The organism is Dietzia sp. CH92 (assembly GCF_032248695.1).
Classification (GTDB): domain Bacteria; phylum Actinomycetota; class Actinomycetes; order Mycobacteriales; family Mycobacteriaceae; genus Dietzia.
In genome coordinates this window covers 301,169-325,641 of sequence record NZ_JAVHXC010000001.1, presented here as the reverse complement: position 1 = coordinate 325,641, position 24,473 = coordinate 301,169, and the positions used below count along the sequence as shown (strand labels likewise).

Sequence of the window (24,473 nt, the reverse complement as noted above, 5' to 3'; positions counted from 1 at the left end):
GAGGTCGTACCGGGACCCCCTTGACACGTGACCGGCGGCCCCGGCGGACTCGGATCCGCCGCGCGGCCCCATCACCCCCGATACGACAGGAAACACATGTCACAGATCACGGCCGTCGAGATCGAGGACGGCGTCTTCGAATCCGTCGCGACCATCGACAACGGCGACTTCGGTCGCCGCGAGGTCCGCTTCGAGACCGGTCGGTTGGCCAAGCAGGCCGCCGGCTCGGTCGTCGCCTACCTCGACGACGACACGATGCTGCTGTCCGCCACCACCGCGGGCAAGCACCCCAAGGACCACTTCGACTTCTTCCCCCTGACGGTGGACGTCGAGGAGCGGATGTACGCCGCCGGCCGCATCCCCGGCTCGTTCTTCCGCCGCGAGGGCCGCCCCAGCACGGACGCGATCCTCACCTGCCGTCTCATCGACCGGCCGCTGCGCCCGACCTTCGCGGACGGAGTCCGCAACGAGGTCCAGGTCGTCGTGACCGTCATGAGCCTCGATCCCAAGGATCTCTACGACGTGGTGGCCATCAACGCCGCGTCCGCCTCCACCCAGCTGTCCGGGCTGCCCTTCTCGGGCCCCGTCGGCGGCGTGCGCGTGGCCCTCATCCCCACGGCCGCCGACCCGGCCGGCCAGTGGGTCGCCTTCCCGACGGTCGAGCAGCTGGAGGACGCCGTGTTCGACATGGTCGTCGCCGGTCGCGTCGTCGGCTCGGGCGCGGACTCCGACGTCGCGATCATGATGGTCGAGGCCGAGGCCACCGACAACGTCATCGAGAAGGTCGCCGGGGGCGCGCAGGCGCCCACCGAGGAGGTCGTGGCGCAGGGCCTCGAGGCCGCCAAGCCCTTCATCGCGGAGCTGTGCGCCGCCCAGCAGGCGCTGGCCACCGCCGCGCCCGGGACCCCGCGCGAGTTCCCGCTGTTCCCGCCCTACGCCGACGACGCCTACGCCGCCGTCGCCGAGGTCGCGGAGGGCAAGCTCTCGGAGATCATGCGCATCGCCGACAAGCAGGAGCGCGAGGTCGCGACCGACGAGCTCAAGGCGTCGGTGCTCGACGAGCTGAGCGAGCGGTTCGCCGACCGTCTCGGCGAGATCGGTGCCGCGTTCAAGTCGCTGACCAAGAAGATCGTCCGCCAGCGGATCCTCACCGACCACTTCCGGATCGACGGCCGCGGCGTGCGCGACATCCGCGCGCTCTCCGCCGAGGTCGAGGTCATCCCGCGCGCCCACGGTTCGGCCCTGTTCGAGCGCGGCGAGACCCAGATCATGGGCGTCACGACGCTCGACATGGTCAAGATGGCCCAGCAGATCGACTCGCTCGGGCCAGAGACCAGCAAGCGCTACATGCACCACTACAACTTCCCGCCGTACTCCACCGGCGAGACCGGCCGCGTGGGCTCGCCCAAGCGCCGCGAGATCGGCCACGGCGCCCTCGCCGAGCGCGCGCTGATGCCGGTGCTGCCCACCGTCGAGGAGTTCCCGTACGCCATCCGCCAGGTCTCCGAGGCGCTCGGCTCCAACGGGTCCACCTCGATGGGCTCGGTGTGTGCGTCGACCCTGTCGCTGCTCAACGCCGGTGTGCCGCTCAAGGCCCCCGTGGCCGGCATCGCGATGGGTCTGGTCTCCGACGAGGTCGACGGCGAGACCCGCTACGTGGCGCTCACCGACATCCTCGGCGCCGAGGACGCGTTCGGCGACATGGACTTCAAGGTCGCCGGAACCGGGATGTTCGTCACCGCCCTCCAACTGGACACCAAGCTCGACGGCATCCCGTCCCACGTCCTGGCCGGTGCCCTCACCCAGGCCCGTGAGGCCCGCCTGACCATCCTCGACGTGATGGCCGAGGCGATCGACGAGCCCGACGAGCTGAGCCCGTTCGCCCCGCGCATCATCGCCATCAAGGTGCCGGTCGACAAGATCGGCGAGGTCATCGGGCCCAAGGGCAAGATGATCAACTCGATCACCGAGGAGACCGGCGCGTCCGTCTCGATCGAGGACGACGGCACCGTGTACATCGGCGCCACCGACGGCGAATCGGCCCAGGCCGCGATCGACAAGATCAACGCCATCGCCAACCCGCAGCTGCCCAAGGTCGGGGAGCGCTTCCTCGGCACCGTCGTGAAGACCGCGCCCTTCGGCGCGTTCCTGTCGCTCCTGCCCGGTCGTGACGGCCTGGTCCACATCTCCAAGCTCGGCGGCGGCAAGCGCGTCGGCAAGGTGGAGGACGTCGTCAACGTGGGCGACAAGATGCAGGTCGAGATCGTCGACATCGACAACCGCGGCAAGATCAGCCTCGTCCCGGTGGGCGAGGACGCCGAGACCGGCTCCGAGGCCGCCGGTACCGACGACTGATCCCGCGCCCGGCCCCGAGGGGGCCCGGGCACCCGTCGAGGCACGCACTCCCCGCGGGGGGTGCGTGCCTCGACCGTTCGAGCACAGCGCGCCCGGTGACGCCGGGCCCGGCGCAGCAGACCGAGAGTGGAGTGGCGTGAACCCGATGATCCGTGTCGACCGCACGATCCCGGGCATCCGGGTGGTCACCGAGGAGCTGCCGTGGTGCCACACCGCCGCGGTGGGCATCTGGATCGGCGCCGGGTCCGCGGACGAGGGACCCCGGGAGCACGGCGCCGCCCACTTCCTCGAACACGTGTTGTTCAAACGCACCTCCACGGCCACCGGTCGCGAGCTGTCCGAGCGGATCGACCTGCTGGGCGGCGACCTCAACGCCTACACCGGGCGCGAGCACACCTGCTACCACGTCCAGGTCCCCGCGGAGGGGCTCGACACCGCCGTCGACGTCCTCGTCGACGTGGTCGCCAACGGCTCCTGCGACCCGGCGGACGTCGAGGTGGAACGCGACGTGGTGCTGGACGAACTCGCCGGGCGGGCCGACGACCCCGAGGACCTCGCCTGCGAACTCGTGGCCACCGCCGTCCTCGGCCGGGATCCGCTCGCGCGGCCGGTGATCGGCACCGAGGACTCCGTCGGCGAGCTGGACTCCGACACGCTCCGCGCCTTCCACCGCCGCATCCTCGGCTCCGGCGACATCGTGGTGGCCGCCGCGGGGCGCGTCGACCACGACGCGGTGGTCGCCCGGATCGCCTCCGGGCCGCTGCCGGTGGCCGTGGCGAGGAGTCTTGCCCACCCGGCGGACCGCTCCGCGACCGCCCCCGCCCCCCGGGATCCGGGGTGGGCGACCGCTCCCGTCCTGGTCGGTGAGGACGACGACTCCGAGCAGGCGCTGTTCGCCCTGGCCCGCCGGACCCCGGCGCGCTCACACGCCGACCGCGCGGCCGCCCAGGTCGCGACGGCGGTGCTCGGCGGGGGGCTCAGCTCGCGACTGTTCCAGCGGATCCGCGAGGAACTCGGTCTGGCCTACACCGTGTACGCGGGGATGGACCAGTTCCGTCCCACCGGTCTGCTCACCGTGGTCGCGGGCTGCCCCGTCGAACGGGTGGGGTCTCTGGTCGGCGAACTCGGCGAGGTCGTCGAGGGGATGCGTGTCGGCGTCCCGACCGCCGACGAGGTCTCCCGGGCGATCGGACACCTCACGGGATCGATCCGGCTCGGGCTGGACGACCCCCTGTCCCGGATGACCCGCATCGGCCGCCACCTGCTCGACCGCGACGAGGTCGTCAGCGTCGACGAGTCCGTGTCCCGGCTGCGGAGGGTCACGTCGGACGAGGTCGTCGCCTACTGGGAGCGCGAGTCCGCGCCCTGGTGCCTGGCGGCGGTGGGGCCCGGCATGCCGGACGGCGGCGCTGCGGGATTGCTCGCGCGCCTCGCCGGATAGTCTGGGAAGGGATCGACGATGACCACGGAGGAGACGATGACGGTGACCAAGGTCGGGGTACTCGGCGCACGGGGCAAGGTGGGCTCGGCGATCTGCGAGGCCGTTCGCGCGGCCGAGGACATGGAACTCGTCGCCGAGGTGGACCAGGGCGATCCGCTCGGCACCCTCGTCGACGCCGGGGCCGAGGTCGTCGTGGACTTCACCCACCCCGACGTGGTGATGGACAACCTCGAGTTCTGCATCACGAACGGCATCCACGCCGTCGTGGGCACCACCGGGTTCACCGACGCCCGCCTCGACACCCTCCGCGGGTGGCTCGCGGAGAGCCCGCGCACGGGTGTGCTCGTGGCACCCAACTTCGCGATCGGCGCGATCCTCATGATGAAGTTCGCCGTCCAGGCCGCCCGGTACTTCCCGTCCGCCGAGATCGTCGAACTGCACCACCCGAACAAGGCGGACGCCCCGTCGGGCACCGCCCACCGGACCGCCGCGATGATGGGCGCCGCCCGCGCCGAGGCCGGCCTGGGTGCCTCGCCGGACGCCACCTCGACCTGCCTGGACGGCGCCCGCGGGGCCGACGTCGACGGGGTCCGGGTGCACTCCGTGCGCGTCACCGGTCTGGTGGCGCACCAGGAGGTGCTCCTCGGCACCCAGGGCGAGACCCTGACGATCCGTCACGACTCGCTGGACCGGTCCTCGTTCGCCCCCGGCGTGCTGCTGGGCGTCCGCTCGATCGCCGCCTCCCCGGGGCTGACCGTGGGCCTCGACGCCTTCATGGACCTGTAGGACGCCCACGGTGGACAGAATCGTCAAGCCGCTGGTCATGGCCCTCACCGCCGCGGGCCTGGTCGTGGCCTTCCTGTACCTGCTCTACCTCGGGTGGTCCATGCTCCGCGCGTCCGAGCATCTCGCGGTGCGGGGGCTCGGCGTGGGGATCCTCCTCCTCGCGGTCGTCGGGGCCTGGGCGACGTGGGCGATCGTGCGCAACGGTCTGGAGTTGCAGCGCATCTCGGCCGCGGCCGCCGCCGCGGGGATCGAGCTCGACCTGACCGGTCTCGACCGGCGCCCCTCCGGCCGGCTCGAGCACCACGCCGCCGACGGGCTGTTCGACCGGGTCAGCGCGGAATACCAGGCGGCCCCCGACGACTGGCGGACGAACTACCGGCTCGCGCGCGCCTACGACCACGCCGGGGACCGTGCGCGGGCCAGGGAGGCGATGCGGGTGGCGATCGAGCTGCACGACGCCGAACTGGCGGCCGGGAAGAACCCGCGATGAGCACCGTGCTGGTCGTCCACCACGCGCCGTCACCCCGCCTGCGGCGCATCCTGGAGGCGGTGGAGAACGGCCTCGCCCACCCGGAACTGGATCAGGTCACGGTGGAGTCGGTGCCGGCCCTGGCCACGACCGACGACCACGTCCTGCGGGCCGACGGATACGTCCTGGTGACCCCCGCCAACTTCGGCTACATGTCCGGAGCACTCAAGCACTTCTTCGACCGCACCTACTACACCTGCGAGGGCGCGGTCGCCGGGCGGCCGTACGCCCTGTGTGTCCACGGCGACAACGACACCGCCGGTGCGGTCACCTCCGTCGAACGCATCGCCACGGGCTGGGACCTGCGGGCCGTGGCCCCGGCGGTGCGACTGACCGGCGAACCCTCGCGCGACGACCTCGACACCGTGGCCGAGGTCGCGGCCACCGTCGCCGCCCACCTGCTCAGCTGAACCGCCGGGCACACCACGTCACCTCAGAGGAGTCCCACCATGTCCGAGCTCGTCCGGCGGCAGGTCCGAATGGTCGCGCACACCGAGTTCATACCGCCCGACGAGGTCGGCTGGGAGACCGACGCGGACGGCGGCTCAGCCCTGGCGGAGTTCGCGGGTCGGGCCTGTTACCAGAGCTGGGACAAACCCAACCCCCGCACCGCGACCAACGCCGGGTATCTACGGCACATCCTCGAGGTGGGGCACCTGTCCGTCTTCGAGCACGCCAGCGTGAGCTTCTACATCACCGGGATCTCCCGGTCCTGCACGCACGAGCTCATCCGGCACCGGCACTTCTCCTACAGCCAGCTCTCGCAGAGGTTCGTGCCCGAACACGACTCGAAGGTCGTGCCACCCCCGGCGATCGCCGACGACCCCGAGCTCGTCGAGATCTTCCGTCGGGCGACCGACGCCTCCCGCGACGCCTACGCGGAGATGCTGGCCAAGCTCGAAGAGCGGTTCGCGGACGTGCCCAATCCGATGCTGCGGCACAAGCAGGCCCGGCAGGCCGCGAGGTCGGTGTTGCCCAATGCCACCGAGACGCGGATCGTCGTCACGGGGAACTACCGGTCGTGGCGACACTTCATCGGGATGCGCGCCACCGAGCACGCCGACACCGAGATCCGCGGGCTGGCGATCGACGTGCTCCGGCAGCTCCGCGACGCCGCGCCGGCCGTGTTCTCGGACTTCGAGATCGCCACCCTCGAGGACGGGTCGGAGATCGCGGTCAGTCCCTACGTCCTCGAGGGATGACCCCGCCTGTCGGGCCGGAATCGGGATACGCCGACCGCTGCGGGTACCCTGGAAGACCATGACACACGTGACCACCGGGGGGCCGACCGCGGCCGGTAGCGGCCCGACCCCCGTCGAACCAGGGCGCCCGGCGCCGTTCGGCACGGTCGTCACGGCGATGGTGACCCCGTTCGGAGCCGACGGTTACGTCGATCTGAACGCCGTCGCACGTGTCGCGCGACATCTCGTGGACTCCGGTTGTGACGGTCTCGTCGTGTCCGGGACCACGGGCGAGTCGCCCACCACCACCGACGCGGAGAAGATCGCGGTCCTCGAGACCGTTCTCGCCACGGTGGGGGACAGGGCGACGATCGTCGCGGGCGTCGGGACCTACGACACGGCGCACTCCGTGCACGCGGCCCGTCAGGCCGCCGCCTCCGGGGCGCACGGGCTGCTCGTCGTGACCCCGTACTACTCCAAGCCCACCCAGGCGGGCCTGGACGCCCACTTCCGCACCATCGCCGACGCGACAGACCGACCGGTGATGCTCTACGACATCCCCCCGCGATCGGTGGTCCCGATCCAGGCGGAGACCCTGATCGGACTGTCCGCCCACCCGAACATCGTGGCGGTCAAGGACGCGAAGGGTGACTTCCACGACGCGATCACCGTCATGTCGCACTGCGATCTCGTCTACTACTCGGGCGACGATCAGCTCAACCTCCCGTGGTTGGCGGTCGGCGCGACCGGTTTCGTCAGCGTGATCGGCCACGTGGCCGCACCGCGGCTGGTCGAGATGCGGCGCGCGTTCCTGTCGGGCGACATCGAGACGGCGCGCCGTATCAACCTCGGACTCCTCCCGCTCTTCGACGCCCAGCGGGCGCTCGGCGGCGTGTCGATGTCCAAAGCAGCACTAGAACTTCTCGGGGTCCCGGCCGGAGTGCCGCGACTCCCGCAGTTACCACCCACCGACGAGCAGACAGAGGCGCTGAAGGCGCTACTGCTCAGAGCAGGAGTCACCAGATGACGGAATCTTCCTCCACCGGCCGCGGACGCGGTCGTACACGCCGCGCCGCGGGTCGCCCCTCGGGCGAGCCGGCACCGGCCACCGCGGTGCAGTTCACCGAGCCGACCCCGGCCGCCGAGGCGCCCGCCGCGGAGTCGGCACCGTCCCGGGCCGGACGTGAGAAGGGCCAGCAGGACAAGAACAAGCAGGACCAGGGGCAGCGGGGCGGCCAGAGCAAGGCCGACACCGGCGGGTCCGAGAACGGCGCGAGCGACCAGAAGGCTGATCAGGGTCGGTCGCGGCAGGACTCCTCCCGCGGGGGTTCCCGTGGGCGCGGCCGCGCCTCGGGCGGTCAGGACGGCGCCCAGAACGGAAACGGCGGCGGTCAGAAGGCCGGCGCCCAGAACGGCGGCGGCCAGAAGTCCGGCGGACAGAACGGCGGGGGTCAGGACGCAGGCGGCCAGAACGGTGGCCGGGGCCGGGGCGGACGCGGCCGTGGGCGCGGTCGCGGGGACACCTCGACCGCCGAGTTCGGCGGCGTCAAGACCATGCAGGGCGGCGACATGACCGTGCGCATGCCCAGCCCCCCGAAGCCCCGCAAGGGCGCCCTGCGCATCGTGGCGCTCGGCGGCATCTCGGAGATCGGGCGCAACATGACGGTCTTCGAGTACGACTCGAAGCTGCTCATCGTGGACTGCGGCGTGCTGTTCCCGAGCTCCACCGAGCCCGGCGTGGACCTGATCCTGCCCGACTTCGGACACATCGAGGACCGCCTGGACCAGGTCGAGGCGCTCGTTCTCACGCACGCGCACGAGGATCACATCGGGGCCATCCCGTTCCTGCTCAAGCTGCGCCCGGACATCCCCGTGGTGGGTTCCAGGTTCACCCTGGCGCTGGTGGCGGCGAAGTGCCAGGAGCACCGGATCAAGCCCGTGTTCCGGACCGTCGACGAGTCCAGCGTCAGTGACCTCGGCAAGTTCCAGGTCCGCTACTTCGACGTCAACCACTCGATCCCGGAGTGCCTGGGCGTGGTCATCAAGGCCGGCGACAACACGGTGATGATGTCAGGCGACATCAAGCTCGACCAGCTCCCGACCGACAAGCGCCCCACCGACCTGCCCAAGATGTCGAGGTTCGGCGACGAGGGGATCGACCTCCTGCTGCTTGACTCCACGAACGCCACGACCCCGGGGATCAGCCCGTCGGAGTCCGGCGTCCGGCCGGCCCTGCAGCGGCTCATCGCCGACGCGCGCCAGCTCGTGGTGGTGGCCTGCTTCGCCTCCAACGTCTACCGCGTCCAGTCCGTCGTCGACGCGGCCGCGGCCACCGGCCGCAAGGTCGCGCTGACCGGACGGTCGATGCTCCGCAACATGGAGATCGCCCTCGAGATGGGGCTGCTCACCGATCCCGACCGGGTCCTGGTGGACATGGACACCGCCGCGAAGCTCCCCTCCGAGAAGGTTCTGGTGATGACCACCGGTACGCAGGGCGAGGCGATGGCCGGACTGTCCCGGATGGCCCGCCGCGAGCACCGGCAGATCAACCTCTCCGAGGGTGACACCGTCCTGTTCTCCTCCTCGGTCGTCCCGGGCAACGAGGAGTCCGTCTACGGGGTCCAGAACGGCCTGTCGCAGATGGGCGTGAACGTGGTCACGAGCCGCGAGGCCGACATCCACGTCTCGGGTCACGGCTACTCCGGCGAGTTGCTCTTCATCTACAACGCCGTCCGCCCGAAGAACGCCATGCCGGTCCACGGCGAGTGGCGTCACCTCCGTGCCAACAAGGCGCTCGCGGTGGCCACCGGGGTTCCCGAGAAGAACGTGGTGCTCGCACAGAACGGCGTCGTCGTCGAACTGGTCGACGGCAAGGCCTCCGTGGTGGGACAGATCCCCGTCGGCAACCTCTACGTCGACGGCCTGTCGACCGGCGATGTCGGCGACACCGTCCTCGCCGACCGCACCGCCCTGAGCGAGGACGGTTTCATCGTGGCCACCGTCGTGGTGGACCCGCGCACCGGCCGACCGGTGAGCAAGCCGCAGATCATCGCCAAGGGCTTCACCGACGAGCCGGGGGCACTGGCACCGGTCGTCGAGCTGGTGGAGAACGCCCTGTGGGACCTCGCGGGCGAGGGCGAGACGGATCCGTACCGGATCGCCCAGGCGGTGCGGCGCACCGTGGGCCGCTGGGTGTCGGACAGGTGGCGCCGTAAGCCGATGATCGTGCCGACCGTCATCACCTCCGCCGTCGCCGAGGTCTGAGTCCGTGCGTCCCGACCGTCCCAGTCTGGCCCAGCGGGAGCGGAGCGCTCTCGTGGAGACGATGCGCGCCGTGGGGCCGGACGCCCCGACGCTGTGCGAGGGGTGGACCACCCGGGACCTGGCCGCCCATCTCATCGTGCGGGAGGGGCGGCCCGACGCGGCGGCCGGGGTCGTCGTCCCGGCGTTCGCGGACCGGCTCGAGCAGATCAGGCTCCGCGAGGCCGAGCGACCGTGGGACGAGCTCCTCGCCACCATCGCGGCGGGGGCACCCTGGTACTCGCCCCTGCGCTACGCCGACCGCGTGGCCAACACGGCCGAGTACCTGGTGCACCACGAGGACGTACGCCGCGGGTCCGCCGGCTGGACCCCCCGCGACTTCCCCGTCGAGGACCTCGAACGGGTCTGGTCGCTGGCCACCACGGTGGCCCGGACCTTCCTCCGCAAGGTCCGGGCCCGCGTCGACCTGCGCGCCCCCGGGGACGTCGGTTCGCCCCGGATCTCGCCGGTGTCGACCGGGGCCGCCCTGGCGCCGTTGGTGAGCGTCTCGGCCGATCCGGTCGAGATGCTGCTGTGGGCGTTCGGGCGCGACGAGGTCGAGATCGACATCTCCGGTGCACAGCGGGGGATCGACGCGCTCCGGGCCGTGCCACGCGGCCTCTGAACCGCCCCCGGCCCGTGTGGCTCCTGTTACCTGTGTTGCCTGAGACGATAGAGTGACGGTCATGGCATCCACCTCGAGCGCGCGATCCACCCGTGCCCCCGGCGGCCGACGTCCGGCCTCGACGTCAGGAGCGAAGCGGTCCACCGCGTCCACCCCGTCGTCGTCCCGGGGCGGCGGATCCCGCCGGGGTGCGGTGGTCTCCACGCCCAAGAAGGGCTCGCGCGGTCACGCACGGCAGACCCCGGCCGCGCCCGAGCGGACGTCCGGCGCGTTCGGCGCCGTGGGGCGTGGATTGCGTGGTGGGTGGTCCGCGATGGCCAAGGGCGTCGGCCACGGTGTCCGTGGCCTGCGGGGTGGGGACCACGACGACGACAGGGTGGTCCCTCCGCACCGACGTGACGGTCTCGGGCTCATCCTCATCGGCGTCGCCATCGTCTTCGCCGGCGCGGTCTGGTTCGGTGCGGCGGGTCCGGTGGGGGAGTGGATCGATACCGGCATCCGCACGGTAGTTGGCACCCCCGGCGCCCTGCTGCCCCTGCTGCTCGGTGGCTGGGGCGTGCTCGTCATGGCACGCGAGCCGCGTCCGGACGTGCACTCGCGCTGGCTCGTCGGCGCGACCGTGACCGCGCTCGGCGTACTCGGGTTGTGGCATCTGGGGTCGGGCTCGCCGACGGATCCCGAGGGCGTGCGCTCCGGCGCCGGGGTTCTCGGTCGCATCGTCGGGGGGACGCTCGAAGCCGGACTATCGGTCTTCGTCGCGGGCCCGCTTCTCGTGCTCCTCGTCGCGTTCGGGCTCCTGGTGATCGTGGGTCGCCCCGCCCGCGAGATCCCGGGGATCGTCCGGGGCTTCTTCGGGTGGGACGGTAGCGGCGACATCGTCGACCACGACTACGACGAGATGGCCGAGGACTGGGACGACGAGGCCACCACCGCGTACCCGATCGCCGAGACCACGGCGCACGAGGACCCCGGTCACGCCGCGTCCCGGCGCAGCTCCCGTCGGCGCGTGGCGGCCTGGTCGGACACGCCCACCACGGGCGAGACGGTCGAGATGCCGCGCGCCTCCCGCACGGCCGCACCGCAGCGCGACGCCCCGGGAACGGACATACCCGACGAACCGGCCACCGGGCTCGACGACGCCCCGGCGCCGACACGCACCCGTCGGGCGCCGCGCCGCACCGAGGTCCTGCCGGTCGGCGAGGAGCCCGCCGAGGACGGCGTCGCCGCCGCGGAGCCCGCTCGCGCCGGTCAGGCGCGCGCCGCCGCCCCCGCCCGGGCCGCACAGCGGGCGGCCGCGACGCCGACACCGGTGGTGGACAGCACCACGGTGCCGCAGACCAACACCCCGTCGACCCACACGGCCGCCGAGGTCGAGAGCGACACCGAGCGGCTCGACTCGCAGACCCAGCTGCTCAGCGGCGTCGACTATTCCCTGCCGCCGGTCACCCTGCTCACCGCGGGCGATCCCCCCAAGGCGCGCAGCGAGTCCAACGACCAGATGATCGAGGCCATCCAGGGCGTCCTCGAGCAGTTCAAGATCGATGCCGCGGTCACCGGCTTCACCCGCGGCCCGACGGTGACCCGCTACGAGGTCGAGCTCGGCCCGGGCGTCAAGGTCGAGAAGATCACCGCGCTGCACCGCAACATCGCCTACGCGGTGGCCACGGACAACGTGCGGCTCCTCGCGCCCATCCCGGGCAAGTCCGCGGTCGGCATCGAGGTGCCCAACCTCGACCGCGAGCTGGTGCGGCTCGCGGACGTCCTCACCGACCCCAAGACCGCCGGCAAGCACAACCCGATGCTCATCGGCCTCGGCAAGGACATCGAGGGCGACTTCGTCACCGCCGACCTGGCCAAGATGCCGCACCTGTTGGTCGCCGGGTCGACCGGCTCGGGTAAGTCCAGCTTCGTCAACTCGATGCTGGTGTCCCTGCTGACCCGTGCGACCCCGGACGAGGTCCGGCTCATCCTCATCGACCCCAAGATGGTCGAGCTGACCCCGTACGAGGGCATCCCGCACCTCATCACGCCGATCATCACGCAGCCCAAGAAGGCGGCCGCGGCACTGGCGTGGCTCGTCGAGGAGATGGAGCAGCGGTACCAGGACATGAAGTCCACCCGCGTGCGCCACATCACGGATTTCAACGAGCGCGTCAAGTCCGGGGCCATCACGACGCCGCCCGGCAGCGAGCGCGTCTACCGCCCGTACCCGTACATCGTCGCCGTCGTGGACGAGCTCGCCGACCTGATGATGACCGCGCCGCGTGACATCGAGGACGCGATCGTGCGGATCACCCAGAAGGCGCGCGCGGCCGGCATCCACCTCGTGCTCGCCACGCAGCGTCCCTCGGTGGACGTGGTGACCGGTCTGATCAAGACCAATGTGCCCTCCCGCCTGGCGTTCGCGACCTCGTCGCTGACCGACTCGCGGGTCATCCTCGACCAGGCGGGCGCGGAGAAGCTCATCGGTATGGGCGACGGCCTGTTCATCCCGATGGGCGCGTCGCGGCCCATCCGTATGCAGGGCGCGTTCATCACCGACGAGGAGATCCACGAGGTCGTCGACTACGCCAAGAACCAGGCCGAGCCCGAGTACGACGAGTCGATCACCGCAGCCAAGGACGACGGCAAGAAGGACATCGACTCCGACATCGGCGACGACCTGGACGACCTGCTCGCGGCGGTGGAACTCGTGGTCTCGAGCCAGTTCGGCTCCACCTCGATGCTCCAGCGCAAGCTGCGGGTGGGCTTCGCCAAGGCCGGCCGGCTCATGGACCTCATGGAGTCCCGCGACATCGTCGGCCCCTCGGAGGGGTCCAAGGCGCGCGAGGTCCTGGTCAAGCCGGAGGAGCTGGCGTCCGTGCTGTGGATGATCAAGGGCGGGACGCCGCCGGAGGACGACCCCGGCGAGCAGCCCGCCGAGCTGGACGCGCCGGCGGAGACGCCCGTCGGCTAACGGCCCCGGGAGAACTCCCCGAACACGGGCATCCACTCCCGCACGGTGATCTCCGAGACCAGTCCGCGCAGGCAGTGGGGGTCGTCGTTCACGAGCGATCGCGCCGCCTCGTCGTCGTCGGCCTCCACGAGCAGCAACGCCCCGGACCCGTCGACGAACGGTCCCACGGACCGGATGGCGCCGGCGGTGACCTGCGCGTCCAGCCACTCGCGGTGGGCCGGCTTGTTGGCCTCCCGGGCCTCCGTCTGGGCATCCGAGTAGCGGTAGGTGACGGCGAACAGCGGCATGGGTGTCTCTCTCCCGGGGGTCCTGGCACGGGGCGCGGGTGCGCCCGGTACCGAGGGTATTCGCCCGGCCCTCGCTAAGGTGTGGGGGTGACTGCTTCCACGCGCGAGGACGGGCGACCCGCCGCCGACGTCCCCGTCCTCAACATCGCGAACGTCCTCACGGTGCTGCGGATCGTCCTGGTCCCGGTGTTCGTCGTGATGTTCTTCGTCGCCGGCGCCCAGGAGCCGTGGTGGCGGGTCGGCTCGTTCGTCGTCTTCGCCGTGGCCATGCTCACCGACTACGTCGACGGCTACCTCGCCCGGCGGCTCGGACTGGTCACCGACTTCGGCAAGATCGCCGACCCGATCGCCGACAAGGCGCTCATCTCGGCCGCCCTCATCTCCTTGTCGCTGGTCGACGAGCTGTTCTGGTGGGTCACCGTGGTGATCCTCGTGCGCGAGGTGGGGATCACCCTCTGGCGGTTGTTCGGGGTGGACTACGTGGTGGCCGCGAGCCGGGGCGGCAAGCTCAAGACGGTGACCCAGACGCTCGGTGTGGGCATGCTGGTCCTGCCTCTGCCCCAGTGGGCCTGGCCGGCCGAATGGCTCGTCATGGGCGTGGCGGTGGTGCTGACCGTCTACACGGGCGTGGACTACCTGGTCAAGGCCAGGCGAGCCGCCCTCGTCCGGAGCTGAGGCGGCCGTCGTGGACGCCGCACCCTCATCCGCCGCGCCCTCATCCGACGCACCGTCTCCCGCCGCGCGGGCGGCCGTCGGCGCGCTCCGGGCGCGCGGGTGGACCCTGGGGACGGCGGAGTCGCTCACCGCGGGACTGGTCGCCGCGACGGTCGCCGAGGTGCCCGGGGCGAGCGCCGTGCTGCGCGGGGGGCTGATCGTCTACGCGACGTCGCTCAAGCACGAGCTCGCCGACGTGCCGTCGGAGGTCCTCGACCGGCACGGCGCCGTGTCGCCCGAGACCGCCCGGGCGCTCGCGGTGGGCGCGGCCCGGCGTTGCGGCGCCGACGTGGGGGTGGGGCTGACCGGCGTCGCCGGGCCGGACACCCAGGAGGGGCGGCCGGTGGGGACCGTGTACGTGGGGTTGTCCGTCCCGGGCCGGCCGGCATGGTCGGTGCCCCTCTCGCTCCCCGGGGACCGCGCCGCCATCCGCCGCGCGGCGTGCGAGGCGGCGTTGGGGCTGCTCGTCACCGCCGCCGGTGGGGATCGACGGGGCGACGACGACGCCGGGAACGAATCCGGGAGCTGAGGCGTTATACCCCGTGATGCCGAACATCCAGATGACCACACTGCCCCGACCGGACCAGCCCGGGCGTCCGCCTCTGCTGCGCGAGACCCTGGGGACGGTCCTGCGCGGACTGCGGGGGGAGTCGGGTCGGACCCTGCGTGACGTGGCCGACGCGGCCCGCGTGAGCCCCGGCTACCTCTCGGAGATCGAGCGCGGCCGCAAGGAGGCGTCGAGCGAACTGCTCGCCTCGATCTCCGGCGCGCTCGACGTGTCCCTGGGCGAGATCCTCATCAGGGCCGCGCTCGAGGTCTCGCCCCCCGGGACCATCGCGGAGCCCGTGCTCGCGGCCTGAGCCGCCCCCATCACGAGGCAACGCCGCCCGGTGGTCGCACCAGGGCGTTGTTCGGTACCGTAGACGAGACCCGTCGTCCGAATCGGCAGAAGGACACTACGCAGCGATGGCCAATCCGTTCACCAAGGCATGGCGCTACCTCATGGCGTTGTTCGATTCGAAGATCGACGAGAACGCTGACCCGAAGGTCCAGATCCAGCAGGCCATCGCCGACGCGCAGCGCCAGCACCAGCAGTTGTCGCAGCAGGCCGCGGCGGTGATCGGCAACCAGCGCCAGCTGGAGATGAAGCTGAACCGTCAGCTCGCGGACATCGAGAAGCTGCAGGGCTCGACCCGGCAGGCGCTGCAGATGTCCGAGCAGGCGCGCAACAACGGGGACCTGCAGAAGGCCACCGAGTACGAGAACGCGGCGGAGGCGTTCGCCGCGCAGCTGGTGACCGCCGAGCAGAACGTCGAGGACCTCAAGGGGCTGCACGACCAGTCGCTGCAGGCCGCCGCGCAGGCCAAGAAGGCCGTCGAGCAGAACGCGATGGTGCTGCAGCAGAAGGTGGCCGAGCGCACCAAGCTGCTCAGCCAGCTGGAGCAGGCCAAGATGCAGGAGCAGGTCAGTGCCTCCCTGCAGTCGATGTCGGAGCTGTCCGCGGGTGGCAACACCCCCAACCTCGACCAGGTCCGCGACAAGATCGAACGTCGCTACGCCAACGCGCTCGGGTCCGCGGAGCTCGCGCAGAACTCGGTGCAGGGCCGGATGATGGAGGTGGAGCAGGCCTCCACCCAGATGGCCGGGCACAGCCGCCTCGAGCAGATCCGCGCGTCGATGAAGGCCGAGGGCGGTCAGCTCGGTCAGGGCACCGGCGCCGCCGGCCAGCTCGGCCAGGGCCAGCCCGCCACGCCGTCGCAGCAGTCGCAGCAGGCGCAGTCCGAACAGCAGTGATCTCGCGGCCACGGGCCGCCGGCGATGCGTGCCGGCGGCCCGTCGTCGTCCGCAGGGGAGGGTGAGTCGTGACTCTGACCGAATTCCGGGCCCGGACGGTGGAGGCGTTCGGGGAGCTGCGCGCGGACCACCTGGTGCGTTCACACCACCTGGCCGCCTGCGGGGGACGGACCGCACACGAGGCGATCGACGGGGGGCAGTCCGTCAAACAGGTCTGGCTGGCGCTGTGCGACGAGTTCGACGTGCCCGAACGTCTGCGCTAGACGACTCGTCCGGCGTGTCCCTCGACCTCGAACATCCGTTCGCCTACACTGGAGGCCACGTGAAGGCGGCTCGGCCGTCCACAGGGCGGGCCGCCTCCACAGGGGGTGGTCGTCGGGCCCGGCGCGAGACGTTCGTGTCGTACCCGGCCGCTAACGTCCGCGAGTGAAGACCACACAGACCGCCCGGCCGGATGCCGGGGGTCGCAGTAGGAACGGAGCATCAGATGGCAGCCAAGAGCAAGGCGGGACCGGGCAAGCCCGGAGCCGCCCAGAACCGCGAGCAGGCGCTGGAGCTGGCCCTGGCGCAGATCGACAAGGCGTACGGCAAGGGCTCCGTGATGCGTCTGGGCGACGACACCCGGCCGCCGGTCCAGGTCATCCCGTCCGGTGCGCTGTCGCTCGACGTGGCGCTGGGCGTCGGCGGTTTCCCGCGCGGTCGTGTGGTGGAGATCTACGGCCCCGAGTCGTCGGGTAAGACCACGGTCGCGCTGCACGCCGTGGCCAACGCCCAGGCGGCCGGCGGCATCGCGGCGTTCATCGACGCGGAGCACGCGCTGGATCCGGAGTACGCCCGCAAGCTGGGGGTGGACACGGACAACCTCATCGTCTCGCAGCCCGACACCGGCGAGCAGGCGCTGGAGATCGCCGACATGCTGGTCAAGTCCGGTGCGATAGACATCCTCGTGATCGACTCGGTCGCGGCGCTCGTGCCGCGGGCGGAGATCGAGGGCGAGATGGGTGACAGCCACGTCGGCCTCCAGGCCCGGCTCATGAGCCAGGCGCTGCGCAAGATGACCGGTGCGCTGCACAACACCGGCACCACCGCCATCTTCATCAACCAGCTACGCGAGAAGATCGGCGTGATGTTCGGCTCGCCGGAGACCACCACCGGCGGTAAGGCGCTCAAGTTCTACGCCTCGGTACGGCTGGACGTGCGTCGTATCGAGACCCTGAAGGACGGTGCCGACGCCGTCGGTAACCGCACCAAGGTCAAGGTCGTCAAGAACAAGGTCGCCCCGCCGTTCAAGATCGCCGAGTTCGACATCCTGTACGGCGAGGGCATCAGCCGCGAGGGTTCGCTCATCGACATGGGCGTGGACAACGGCTTCATCAAGAAGTCCGGTTCGTGGTTCACCTACGGCCAGGACCAGCTGGGCCAGGGTAAGGAGAACGCCCGCCGGTTCCTCAAGGAGAACCCGTCGGTGCGGGACGAGATCGAACGCAAGATCCTGGACAAGCTCAACATCGGAGCGGGTGCGGAGATCGCGGAGATCGAGGCGGAGTCCGACGCGGACGCGCCGATCGACGTGGTGCCCGTCGACTTCTGATGGCCGGCCGGTCGACCCGGTCGGGCGCGGCGCAGCAGCACGTCGCCGAGTCCGCGCCCGACGGGACCGTGCTCGACGCGTCGGCGCTGCGTGCCGCGATCGCCGCGGTCGAGTCCCGCGCCTCTAGCTCCGCGGACCTGCCGCCGCTGGCCCCGGAGGCCCACGAGGCCGCGACGGCCGCCCTGCGTCTGCTGCGTCACCGTCCGCGTAGCGAACACGAACTCCGGCAGCGCCTCTTCGCCAAGGAGTTCGCGCCGGAGGCGGTGTCCGAGGCACTCGAGCGCGTCCGCGCCTGGGGCCTTCTCGACGACGCCGACTTCGCCGCGGAGTGGGTCCGTGGCCGTCGCCGGCGCCGCGGGCGCTCGCGCGGGGCCCTCGAGCGGGAACTGCGGGACAAGGGCGTGGCCGAGGGACACATCGCCGACGCGGTCTCCGGGATCGACGAGTCCGACGAACGCCGTCAGGCGTCCGAACTGGTGCGCGCCCGGCTGGAGCGACGCCCCGCCGCGGCGGTCTCGGGGCCGGAGGCACAGGGGGAGCGGCGGCGCCTGGTCGCGTTCCTCGCCCGGCGGGGTTATCCCACGGGGTTGGCGATGTCGGTCGTGGACGCCGAATTGGCGAGCCACGCCTCCCGCTGAGTACCCTGGCCTGCGTGGATTCTCTCGTGACCGACATTCATCCGGCGGCGCAGGACGACCCCGCCGAGGGCGTCGACCGTCGCACCTACCAGGTGCGCACGTTCGGATGTCAGATGAACGTCCATGACTCGGAGCGCCTCTCCGGCGTGCTCGACGCCGCCGGCTACGTGCCGTTCGAGGGCGAGGCCGACCCGGCCGCCGGCACGCTTCCCGACCTCGTCGTGTTCAACACCTGCGCGGTCCGCGAGAACGCCGACAACCGGCTCTACGGCACCCTCGGTCACCTCCGGCCGTGGAAGGACGCCAACCCGCGCCTCCAGATCGCCGTCGGCGGCTGCCTGGCGCAGAAGGACAAGGACGTCGTCGTCTCCCGGGCCCCCTGGGTGGACGTCGTGTTCGGCACCCACAACCTCGGGCACCTGCCCACCCTGCTGGACCGCTCCCGCCACAACCAGCGGGCCGAGGTGGAGATCGCGGAGTCGCTCCAACACTTCCCGTCCACCCTGCCCGCCACCCGCGACTCCGCGTACGCCGGCTGGGTGTCCGTCTCCGTCGGCTGCAACAACACCTGTACGTTCTGCATCGTGCCCTCCCTGCGGGGCAAGGAGGTCGACCGGCGCCCCGGCGAGGTCCTCGCCGAGATGCAGGCCCTCGCGGACGAGGGCGTCCTGGAGGTGACGCTCCTCGGCCAGAACGTCAACGCCTACGGTCGGTCCTTCCACGACCCCGAGGAGCCGTCCGACAAGGGCGCCTTCGCGAAACTGCTCCGCGCGGCCGGCCGGATCGAGGGCATCGAGCGGATCCGGTTCACCTCGCCGCACCCGGCCGAGTTCACCGATGACGTGATCGAGGCCATGGCCGCCACACCCACCGTCTGCCCCCAGCTGCACATGCCCCTGCAGTCCGGTTCCGACCGGATCCTGCGGGCGATGCGCCGCTCGTACCGCTCGGAGCGGTTCCTCGGGATCATCGACCGCGTCCGTGCGGCCATGCCGCACGCCGCCATCACCACCGACATCATCGTCGGCTTCCCCGGTGAGACCGAGGAGGACTTCCAGGCCACCCTCGACGTGGTCGAGAAGGCCCGGTTCTCCAGCGCCTTCACGTTCCAGTACTCACCCCGCCCGGGGACCCCGGCGGCCACCATGGACGAGCAGATCCCCAAAGCCGTCGTGCAGGAGCGCTACGAACGCCTCATCGCACTCCAGGAGCGGATCACCCTCGAGGAGAACCAGGCCCAGGTGGGCCGTGTCGTCGAGCTGCTCGTCACCGCGGACGAGGGCCGCAAGGACGCGGCCACCGCCCGCATGACCGGCCGCGCCCGCGACGGCCGCCTCGTCCACTTCGCCCGGGTCGGCGAGTCCGCCGACCGGGTGCGCCCCGGCGATGTCATCACCACCCGCGTCACCGCGGCGGCCCCGCACCACCTGCTCGCCGACGACGGCGTCCTGAGCTACCGCGCCACCCGTGCCGGTGACCGCCACGCGGAGGGACGCAAGCCCGAGACGCCGCCCATCGGGGTCGGGCTCGGACTGCCCACCCTGCGCCGCGAGACCGTCCCCGCCGCCACCACCGAGAAGGGATGCCCCACGTGAGCACCGACGACGACCGACCCGACCCCATCGCGGGGATCATGGAGGTCACCCGCAACGCGGAATCGGAACTGCGCTCCAAGGACCGCATCCTCGGCCGGACCCTCGTGATCGGGCGCGCCTACCTCGCCTCCGCGGTCCTCATCGTCCTGCTGGCGGCCGCGCTCGCGCTCCCGCACAGCGACGGCGTCCGAGGTCTGGACGTCCTGTTCTTCACCGACGCCGCCAGCCAGCAGTACACCTCGCTGCCGTCGCACCTGTTCGTCCTGCTGTACTCCGTCGGCACCATCGTGTTCGGCGCGGTGATGATCCTGTCGCAGAAGTGGTGGGCCGCCGGCATCGCGTGGAGCACCGCCTGCGTGGCCGCCGTCTACGGCGTCCTGGCGATCTGGCTGCGGCAGTCCGGCCGCGGACCCAACCCGGACATCCAGGACTTCGGCGGACCCGGCATCGGGCTCTACCTCAGCGAACTGCTCGTCCTGGGCCTCGTCGCGACCCTCGCCGCCGTGCTCTGGTCGCGCACGCCCGAGCAGCGCAGGCTCGAGGAGGCCGCCCGGTACGGCGACGGGAACTGACCGCGTCGCAGAGCACGCCCGCGCGGACGACCGAGCCCGGCCGATCTCCCGGCCGGGCTCGGTCGTACCTCTCGGACCGTGTGCGGCCCGGTCCGCGTCAGCGGGTGTCGACCGCCTTCTCCGCGGCCTCCGCCCACTCACGCCACTGAGCCGCCTGGGCGCGGGCGTTCTCCGCGTCCCGGGCCCTGCCCGCCGCGTCCGCCTTCGCCGCCTGGTCCTCGAAGTCCCGGACACGATCCCAGAACTGGCCGGCGCGGGCCTTGGCCTCCGGGTCCGTGCGGCGCCACTCCGTGTCGGCCGCATCCGAGACCGCCTTCTCCAGCGCCCGGATCCGGCCCTCGAGACGACCCATCTGCTCACGCGGGACCTTGCCGATCTCCTCCCAGCGCGACTGGAGCTCCCGCAGCGTGGACCGGGCGGCGGCGAGATCGGCCGCCGGGTCGATCCGGCCCTCGAACTCGGCCAGCAGTGCCTCCTTGGCGCGGGCGTTCTCCTCGAACTCGGCATCACGCTCCGCGGCTGCCGCGTGCCGCGCGTCGAAGAACGAGTCCTGGGCGGCCTTGAACCGCTTCCACAGCGCGTCATCCGCCTCGCGCGGCGCCCGGCCCGCGGCCTTCCACTCGTCCATGAGCTTGCGGAACGCGGTCGCCGTGTCGTTCCACTCGGTCGACCCGGACAGCGCCTCCGCCCGCTCGACGAGATCCTCCTTGACCCGCTTCACCGACGCCCGGTTGCGATCCAGCTCCGCGAAGTGGGAGCCGCGACGACGGTTGAACGCCTCCCGGGCCCGCGAGAAACGCTTCCACAACGCATCGTCCGTCTTTCGATCGATCCCACGGATCGTCTTCCACTCCTCGAGGATGTCGCGGAGACGATCCCCCGCGGCCTTCCACTGCGTCGAGGACGCGCCGATCTCCTCGGCCTCGGCCGCCAGCGCCTCCTTGCGGGCGATCGCGGCCGCGCGCTGCTCCTCCTTGCGCTGACGAGCGGTCTCCTCCACCTCGGTCGACCGCTCCACGACGACGGCGAGCCTGGCGGCCAGGGAATCGAGATCGCCCACCGCCGCGGCCGTGGGGATCTGCTCCGCGAGCGTCTCCGCGGAGGCGCGCGTCTTACGGGCGTCCTGCGGGTGCGAATCCAGCCGTGCCTCGAGCAGCGCGACCTCGGCCGCCAGGTCGTCGAACCGTAGCCCGAAGTGGGCCAACCCCTCCTCGGGAGCGCCCGCCTGCCACGACCCCACCTGCCGCTCACCGTCCGCGGTACGCACGAACACGGCGCCCGTCTCGTCGACCCGACCCCACTGCGCCGGGTCGGAGCCGCGCGCCGCCCGCTGATCGGCCGCGGGACTCGGCCGCGGCGCCACCTTCCGGGCAAGCGCCGCCGGTGACGGCGCCCCCGGCCGGGGCCCGGGTCGCGGACCCGGTGCCGGTGCGGCACCGCCGTCGTTCGCTCCGCCCGCGGCGGTGGGTGACTGCTCGGTCATCTCGTCCTCATTTCCTTCTGCCGCGTGTCACGGCACCGTCGCCGGGATCGCACCGGTCGTCGCCTCACCGCCCGGACCAGACCCGGGACGGCACCCTCATAGTGTGTACCAACCGCCGCGCGGGTGTCCGGCGTATCCCCGGGTACGCCCCGACCGGTCCACCCGGCCCGATCCGCGGACATCCTGCGGCGGCGTCGTGGGCGGTCAGTAGGGTTTCGGGGTGTGAACACCTCAGTCGTCCTGGTACCCGGGGCCCCCGCGCTCGTACCGGAACTCTCCGGGACAGCGGCCGTCGAGTCCGCGCACCGGGTCGCCGGAGTCCTCGACGGGCTGCGACGCGCCAGCGCACACGCCTCCGCCGTGCGCGTGGTGGGCACCGATCCCGCCGGCCGCACCCTGGGTGACGTCCGCTCGACCCTCCGACGCTGGGGCGCCGACGTACCGGTCGGTCGGCCCGACAGCCCGCTGGCCCCGCACGACGCCGTGCCCGATGCGGCGCTGATCGCGTGGTGGCTGCTGGACCGGGCCGAGATCGACCTCCCGAGGACCTTCACCGGCGTCACCGGGACGTCGCACACCACCCCGCGGGCCGGTGCGGACGACCTCGTCGTCGTCGTCGCCGACGGACCCGCCTCCCTGACCCCCCGCGCCCCCGTCCCCGAGGACCCGCGAGGGGTGGAGCTGGACGGCCGCCTCGGCCGGTGGCTGCGCGAGCCCGGAGCGCTCCCGGACCCCGGTCAGACGGTCGCACGGGAGATCGGGTGGTGGAGCCGACCCGCGTGGCGGGTGCTCGCCGACCTCGTGGACGGCCGCGCCGCACACGAGTCGTTCTCGTGGGCCCCCTTCGGGGTCGGATACCACTGGGCGTGGTGGCGATGAGCCGCCCCGCGCCCATCGCCGTGATCGGCCCCACGGGTACCGGCAAGTCCGCGCTCGCGCTCGACCTCGCCGAGCGGCTGGGCGGTGAGATCGTCAACTGCGACGCCATGCAGCAGTACCGCGGGATGGACATCGGTACCGCCAAACTCCCGCCCGCCGACCGGCGCGGCATCCCGCACCACCGGCTCGACGTGCTCGACGTGACCGAGACCGCGAGCGTCGCCGACTTCCGCGACGAGGCCGAGCGGGAGATCGCCGGGATCCGCGACCGCGGGAACGTACCGATCCTGTGCGGCGGCTCCATGATGTACGTCCAGGCGCTCGTGGACGGATGGAGCATCCCCGACACCGACCCGGAGGTGCGGGCCCGCTATGAACGGCGCCTGCACGAGATCGGCGTCCGCGCCCTCCACGCCGAGCTCGCCGCGGTCGACCCCGAGGCCGCGCGCAGCATCCTGCCCACCGACCCGCGGCGCACCGTCCGCGCTCTGGAGGTCGTGGGGATCACCGGACGACCGTTCTCGGCCTCACGCCCCACGATCGGCGAGCCGAGGTGGGGCACCCGGATGCTCGGATTGCGCTGCGCGCTGCCCGAGCTCGACGCCCGGCTCGCCGCGCGGACGGCGGCCATGTTCGCCGACGGACTCGTCGACGAGGTCCGCGCCCTGGTCGGGGTCGGGCTCCTCGACGGCGTCACCGCCCGCCGCGCCATCGGATACGCCCAGGTCCTCGACGAGATGGACGACTCACAGGACATCGACGCCGAGGGGCTGGCGCGCGCGGAGGAACGGACGGTGATCGGCACCCGTCGGTACGTGCGACGGCAACGGTCGTGGTTCGGGCGCGACCACCGGATCGGGTGGATCGACACCGACACCCACGGCCGCGCGGACGACGCCCCGACGCCGCTCGAGACCGCCCTACGGCTGCTGGGGGAGGACACACGATGAGCGCATCCGGCGCCGGGAGGTCCCGGGTCCAGTCCGTCGACCGCGCCTTCGGACTGCTCGACGCGCTGGCCCGGCGGGGCGGACGCGCGAGCCTCGGCGAACTCGTCTCCGACACGGGTCTGGCCGCCGCGACCGTCCACCGCCTCTGCGGCACCCTGGCCGACAGCGGCCACCTCCGGCGCGACGCGGGCCGCGGCTACCTCCTCGGCCCGCGCCTCCAGCGGATCGGGGACGCCGCCCAACGCGCGACCGCCTCGTGGGCCCAGCCGCTGCTCGCCGCCGTCGTGGAGGGCACCGGCGAGACCGCCAACCTGGCCGTGCGGGAGGGCGACGGGGTGGTGTACCTGGCACAGGTCCCCTCGCCGCACTCGATGCGGATGTTCACCGAGGTGGGGCGACGGGTCGAGGTCCACTGCACCGCCGTCGGCAAGGCCCTCGTCGCCGGGGACGACGACGACGACATCCGCGCCATGCTCGACCGGGCCGGGATGCGCCGCTACACCGGGTCCACGATCGTCGACCCCGGCGCGCTGCTCGACCAGATCCACGAGGTCCGACGCCGGGGTTTCGCGACCGACGAGTCCGAGCAGGAGGAGGGCGTGCGGTGTGTGGCGATCGCCGTCGGTTCCGGCGACGCCGCGTTCGCGATCTCCGCCTCCGGGCCCGAGGCGCGGTTCACCCGAGACCGCCGCGACGCGGCCGTCGGGATCCTCCGGTCCGCCGTGGAGGGCCTCATCGGCTGACCGCGCGGCGTGTCCGCCTCGTCGGCTGACCGCGCGGCGTGTCCGCCGCCCTGT

General features: G+C 71.9%; 24 protein-coding genes. 22 read left to right on the top strand and 2 right to left on the bottom strand.

Going from position 1 to position 24,473, the window contains the following annotated elements; genetic code table 11:
- The first annotated feature begins 96 nt into the window (after window positions 1-96).
- The 10 genes from RWK90_RS01560 (at window position 97) to RWK90_RS01515 (ending at window position 13,173) form a co-directional block, all read left to right on the top strand.
- Window positions 97-2,355: a polyribonucleotide nucleotidyltransferase gene (locus tag RWK90_RS01560; RefSeq protein ID WP_314034002.1), complete on the top strand. Its 2,259-nt coding sequence runs from the start codon at window positions 97-99 to the stop codon at window positions 2,353-2,355.
- A 145-nt stretch (window positions 2,356-2,500) separates the two neighbouring features.
- Entirely contained in the window at window positions 2,501-3,796 is a 1,296-nt protein-coding gene (locus RWK90_RS01555) for a pitrilysin family protein (RefSeq protein ID WP_314034734.1), read from the top strand.
- Window positions 3,797-3,832: 36 nt separating this feature from the next.
- The gene (dapB, locus tag RWK90_RS01550; protein ID WP_314034732.1) at window positions 3,833-4,582 is read left to right on the top strand and encodes a 4-hydroxy-tetrahydrodipicolinate reductase; all 750 of its coding nucleotides are present in this window, start codon (window positions 3,833-3,835) and stop codon (window positions 4,580-4,582) included.
- Window positions 4,583-4,592: 10 nt separating this feature from the next.
- On the top strand, window positions 4,593-5,072 hold the full coding sequence (locus RWK90_RS01545; RefSeq protein ID WP_314034000.1) for a hypothetical protein: 480 nt from the start codon (window positions 4,593-4,595) through the stop codon (window positions 5,070-5,072).
- Entirely contained in the window at window positions 5,069-5,521 is a 453-nt protein-coding gene (locus tag RWK90_RS01540) for an NAD(P)H-dependent oxidoreductase (protein WP_314033998.1), read from the top strand. The genes RWK90_RS01545 and RWK90_RS01540 overlap by 4 nt, the downstream gene beginning before the upstream one ends.
- A gap of 39 nt (window positions 5,522-5,560) precedes the next feature.
- Window positions 5,561-6,313, top strand: coding sequence for an FAD-dependent thymidylate synthase (gene thyX, locus RWK90_RS01535; protein WP_314033996.1), 753 nt, complete (start codon window positions 5,561-5,563; stop codon window positions 6,311-6,313).
- Window positions 6,314-6,371: 58 nt separating this feature from the next.
- A complete protein-coding gene (dapA, locus tag RWK90_RS01530; protein WP_314033994.1) occupies window positions 6,372-7,319 on the top strand; it encodes a 4-hydroxy-tetrahydrodipicolinate synthase in 948 nt (315 codons plus the stop codon).
- Complete coding sequence (locus RWK90_RS01525; RefSeq protein ID WP_314033992.1) at window positions 7,316-9,556, top strand: ribonuclease J; 2,241 nt, start codon at window positions 7,316-7,318, stop codon at window positions 9,554-9,556. The genes dapA and RWK90_RS01525 overlap by 4 nt, the downstream gene beginning before the upstream one ends.
- Window positions 9,557-9,560: 4 nt before the next feature.
- On the top strand, window positions 9,561-10,217 hold the full coding sequence (locus tag RWK90_RS01520; RefSeq protein WP_314033990.1) for a TIGR03085 family metal-binding protein: 657 nt from the start codon (window positions 9,561-9,563) through the stop codon (window positions 10,215-10,217).
- Between the two features lie 61 nt (window positions 10,218-10,278).
- Window positions 10,279-13,173, top strand: a complete 2,895-nt coding sequence (locus tag RWK90_RS01515) for a DNA translocase FtsK 4TM domain-containing protein (protein ID WP_314033988.1) — start codon at window positions 10,279-10,281, stop codon at window positions 13,171-13,173.
- Here RWK90_RS01515 and RWK90_RS01510 read toward each other — a convergent pair.
- The gene (locus RWK90_RS01510; RefSeq protein WP_314033986.1) at window positions 13,170-13,460 is read right to left on the bottom strand and encodes a YciI family protein; all 291 of its coding nucleotides are present in this window, start codon (window positions 13,458-13,460) and stop codon (window positions 13,170-13,172) included. The two genes, RWK90_RS01515 and RWK90_RS01510, sit on opposite strands and share 4 nt — an antisense overlap.
- 87 nt (window positions 13,461-13,547) lie before the next feature.
- Between RWK90_RS01510 and pgsA the strand changes: the two genes are divergently transcribed.
- From pgsA to RWK90_RS01465, 9 genes are all read left to right on the top strand, one after another.
- Entirely contained in the window at window positions 13,548-14,135 is a 588-nt protein-coding gene (gene pgsA, locus RWK90_RS01505) for a CDP-diacylglycerol--glycerol-3-phosphate 3-phosphatidyltransferase (protein WP_314033984.1), read from the top strand.
- A gap of 10 nt (window positions 14,136-14,145) precedes the next feature.
- On the top strand, window positions 14,146-14,703 hold the full coding sequence (locus tag RWK90_RS01500) for a nicotinamide-nucleotide amidohydrolase family protein (protein ID WP_314033982.1): 558 nt from the start codon (window positions 14,146-14,148) through the stop codon (window positions 14,701-14,703).
- A gap of 16 nt (window positions 14,704-14,719) precedes the next feature.
- Window positions 14,720-15,034 carry a helix-turn-helix transcriptional regulator gene (locus RWK90_RS01495; RefSeq protein WP_314033980.1) on the top strand — a complete coding sequence of 105 codons (315 nt, stop codon included), beginning with the start codon at window positions 14,720-14,722 and terminating at the stop codon, window positions 15,032-15,034.
- A gap of 106 nt (window positions 15,035-15,140) precedes the next feature.
- A complete protein-coding gene (locus tag RWK90_RS01490; RefSeq protein WP_396230251.1) occupies window positions 15,141-15,968 on the top strand; it encodes a PspA/IM30 family protein in 828 nt (275 codons plus the stop codon).
- 68 nt (window positions 15,969-16,036) lie between these two features.
- Window positions 16,037-16,231: a DUF3046 domain-containing protein gene (locus RWK90_RS01485; protein ID WP_314033978.1), complete on the top strand. Its 195-nt coding sequence runs from the start codon at window positions 16,037-16,039 to the stop codon at window positions 16,229-16,231.
- 224 nt (window positions 16,232-16,455) lie between these two features.
- Entirely contained in the window at window positions 16,456-17,559 is a 1,104-nt protein-coding gene (recA, locus tag RWK90_RS01480) for a recombinase RecA (RefSeq protein WP_314033976.1), read from the top strand.
- The gene (locus RWK90_RS01475) at window positions 17,559-18,197 is read left to right on the top strand and encodes a regulatory protein RecX (RefSeq protein ID WP_314033974.1); all 639 of its coding nucleotides are present in this window, start codon (window positions 17,559-17,561) and stop codon (window positions 18,195-18,197) included. Before recA ends, RWK90_RS01475 begins: the two co-directional genes overlap by 1 nt.
- Before the next feature lie 26 nt (window positions 18,198-18,223).
- On the top strand, window positions 18,224-19,792 hold the full coding sequence (miaB, locus tag RWK90_RS01470) for a tRNA (N6-isopentenyl adenosine(37)-C2)-methylthiotransferase MiaB (protein ID WP_314034730.1): 1,569 nt from the start codon (window positions 18,224-18,226) through the stop codon (window positions 19,790-19,792).
- Complete coding sequence (locus RWK90_RS01465) at window positions 19,780-20,364, top strand: hypothetical protein (protein WP_314033972.1); 585 nt, start codon at window positions 19,780-19,782, stop codon at window positions 20,362-20,364. Before miaB ends, RWK90_RS01465 begins: the two co-directional genes overlap by 13 nt.
- 97 nt (window positions 20,365-20,461) lie before the next feature.
- Here RWK90_RS01465 and RWK90_RS01460 read toward each other — a convergent pair whose 3' ends face one another.
- Window positions 20,462-21,847 carry a DUF349 domain-containing protein gene (locus tag RWK90_RS01460; RefSeq protein WP_314033970.1) on the bottom strand — a complete coding sequence of 462 codons (1,386 nt, stop codon included), beginning with the start codon at window positions 21,845-21,847 and terminating at the stop codon, window positions 20,462-20,464.
- Window positions 21,848-22,069: 222 nt separating this feature from the next.
- On the opposite strand from RWK90_RS01460, the gene RWK90_RS01455 reads away from it, so the two are divergent.
- From RWK90_RS01455 to RWK90_RS01445, 3 genes are read left to right on the top strand one after another with little or no spacing between them, the layout of a single operon-like run.
- Entirely contained in the window at window positions 22,070-22,726 is a 657-nt protein-coding gene (locus RWK90_RS01455; protein WP_314033968.1) for a hypothetical protein, read from the top strand.
- Window positions 22,723-23,676 (top strand): tRNA (adenosine(37)-N6)-dimethylallyltransferase MiaA, encoded by a 954-nt coding sequence (miaA, locus tag RWK90_RS01450; RefSeq protein ID WP_314033966.1) that lies wholly within the window; start codon window positions 22,723-22,725, stop codon window positions 23,674-23,676. The genes RWK90_RS01455 and miaA overlap by 4 nt, the downstream gene beginning before the upstream one ends.
- Entirely contained in the window at window positions 23,673-24,419 is a 747-nt protein-coding gene (locus RWK90_RS01445; RefSeq protein WP_314033964.1) for an IclR family transcriptional regulator, read from the top strand. The genes miaA and RWK90_RS01445 overlap by 4 nt, the downstream gene beginning before the upstream one ends.
- Window positions 24,420-24,473: the final 54 nt, after the last annotated feature.

Coding starts and splice junctions, on each gene's coding strand:
- RWK90_RS01555 (WP_314034734.1), top strand. CDS start 2,501: ATGATCCGTGTCGACCGCACGATCCCGGGCATCCGGGTGGTCACCGAG.
- RWK90_RS01465 (WP_314033972.1), top strand. CDS start 19,780: ATGCCCCACGTGAGCACCGACGACGACCGACCCGACCCCATCGCGGGG.
- RWK90_RS01495 (WP_314033980.1), top strand. CDS start 14,720: ATGCCGAACATCCAGATGACCACACTGCCCCGACCGGACCAGCCCGGG.
- RWK90_RS01490 (WP_396230251.1), top strand. CDS start 15,141: ATGGCCAATCCGTTCACCAAGGCATGGCGCTACCTCATGGCGTTGTTC.
- miaA (WP_314033966.1), top strand. CDS start 22,723: ATGAGCCGCCCCGCGCCCATCGCCGTGATCGGCCCCACGGGTACCGGC.
- RWK90_RS01475 (WP_314033974.1), top strand. CDS start 17,559: ATGGCCGGCCGGTCGACCCGGTCGGGCGCGGCGCAGCAGCACGTCGCC.
- RWK90_RS01525 (WP_314033992.1), top strand. CDS start 7,316: ATGACGGAATCTTCCTCCACCGGCCGCGGACGCGGTCGTACACGCCGC.
- RWK90_RS01510 (WP_314033986.1), bottom strand. CDS start 13,460: ATGCCGCTGTTCGCCGTCACCTACCGCTACTCGGATGCCCAGACGGAG.
- RWK90_RS01515 (WP_314033988.1), top strand. CDS start 10,279: ATGGCATCCACCTCGAGCGCGCGATCCACCCGTGCCCCCGGCGGCCGA.
- dapA (WP_314033994.1), top strand. CDS start 6,372: ATGACACACGTGACCACCGGGGGGCCGACCGCGGCCGGTAGCGGCCCG.
- RWK90_RS01540 (WP_314033998.1), top strand. CDS start 5,069: ATGAGCACCGTGCTGGTCGTCCACCACGCGCCGTCACCCCGCCTGCGG.
- dapB (WP_314034732.1), top strand. CDS start 3,833: ATGACGGTGACCAAGGTCGGGGTACTCGGCGCACGGGGCAAGGTGGGC.
- RWK90_RS01460 (WP_314033970.1), bottom strand. CDS start 21,847: ATGACCGAGCAGTCACCCACCGCCGCGGGCGGAGCGAACGACGGCGGT.
- RWK90_RS01560 (WP_314034002.1), top strand. CDS start 97: ATGTCACAGATCACGGCCGTCGAGATCGAGGACGGCGTCTTCGAATCC.
- thyX (WP_314033996.1), top strand. CDS start 5,561: ATGTCCGAGCTCGTCCGGCGGCAGGTCCGAATGGTCGCGCACACCGAG.
- RWK90_RS01445 (WP_314033964.1), top strand. CDS start 23,673: ATGAGCGCATCCGGCGCCGGGAGGTCCCGGGTCCAGTCCGTCGACCGC.
- recA (WP_314033976.1), top strand. CDS start 16,456: ATGGCAGCCAAGAGCAAGGCGGGACCGGGCAAGCCCGGAGCCGCCCAG.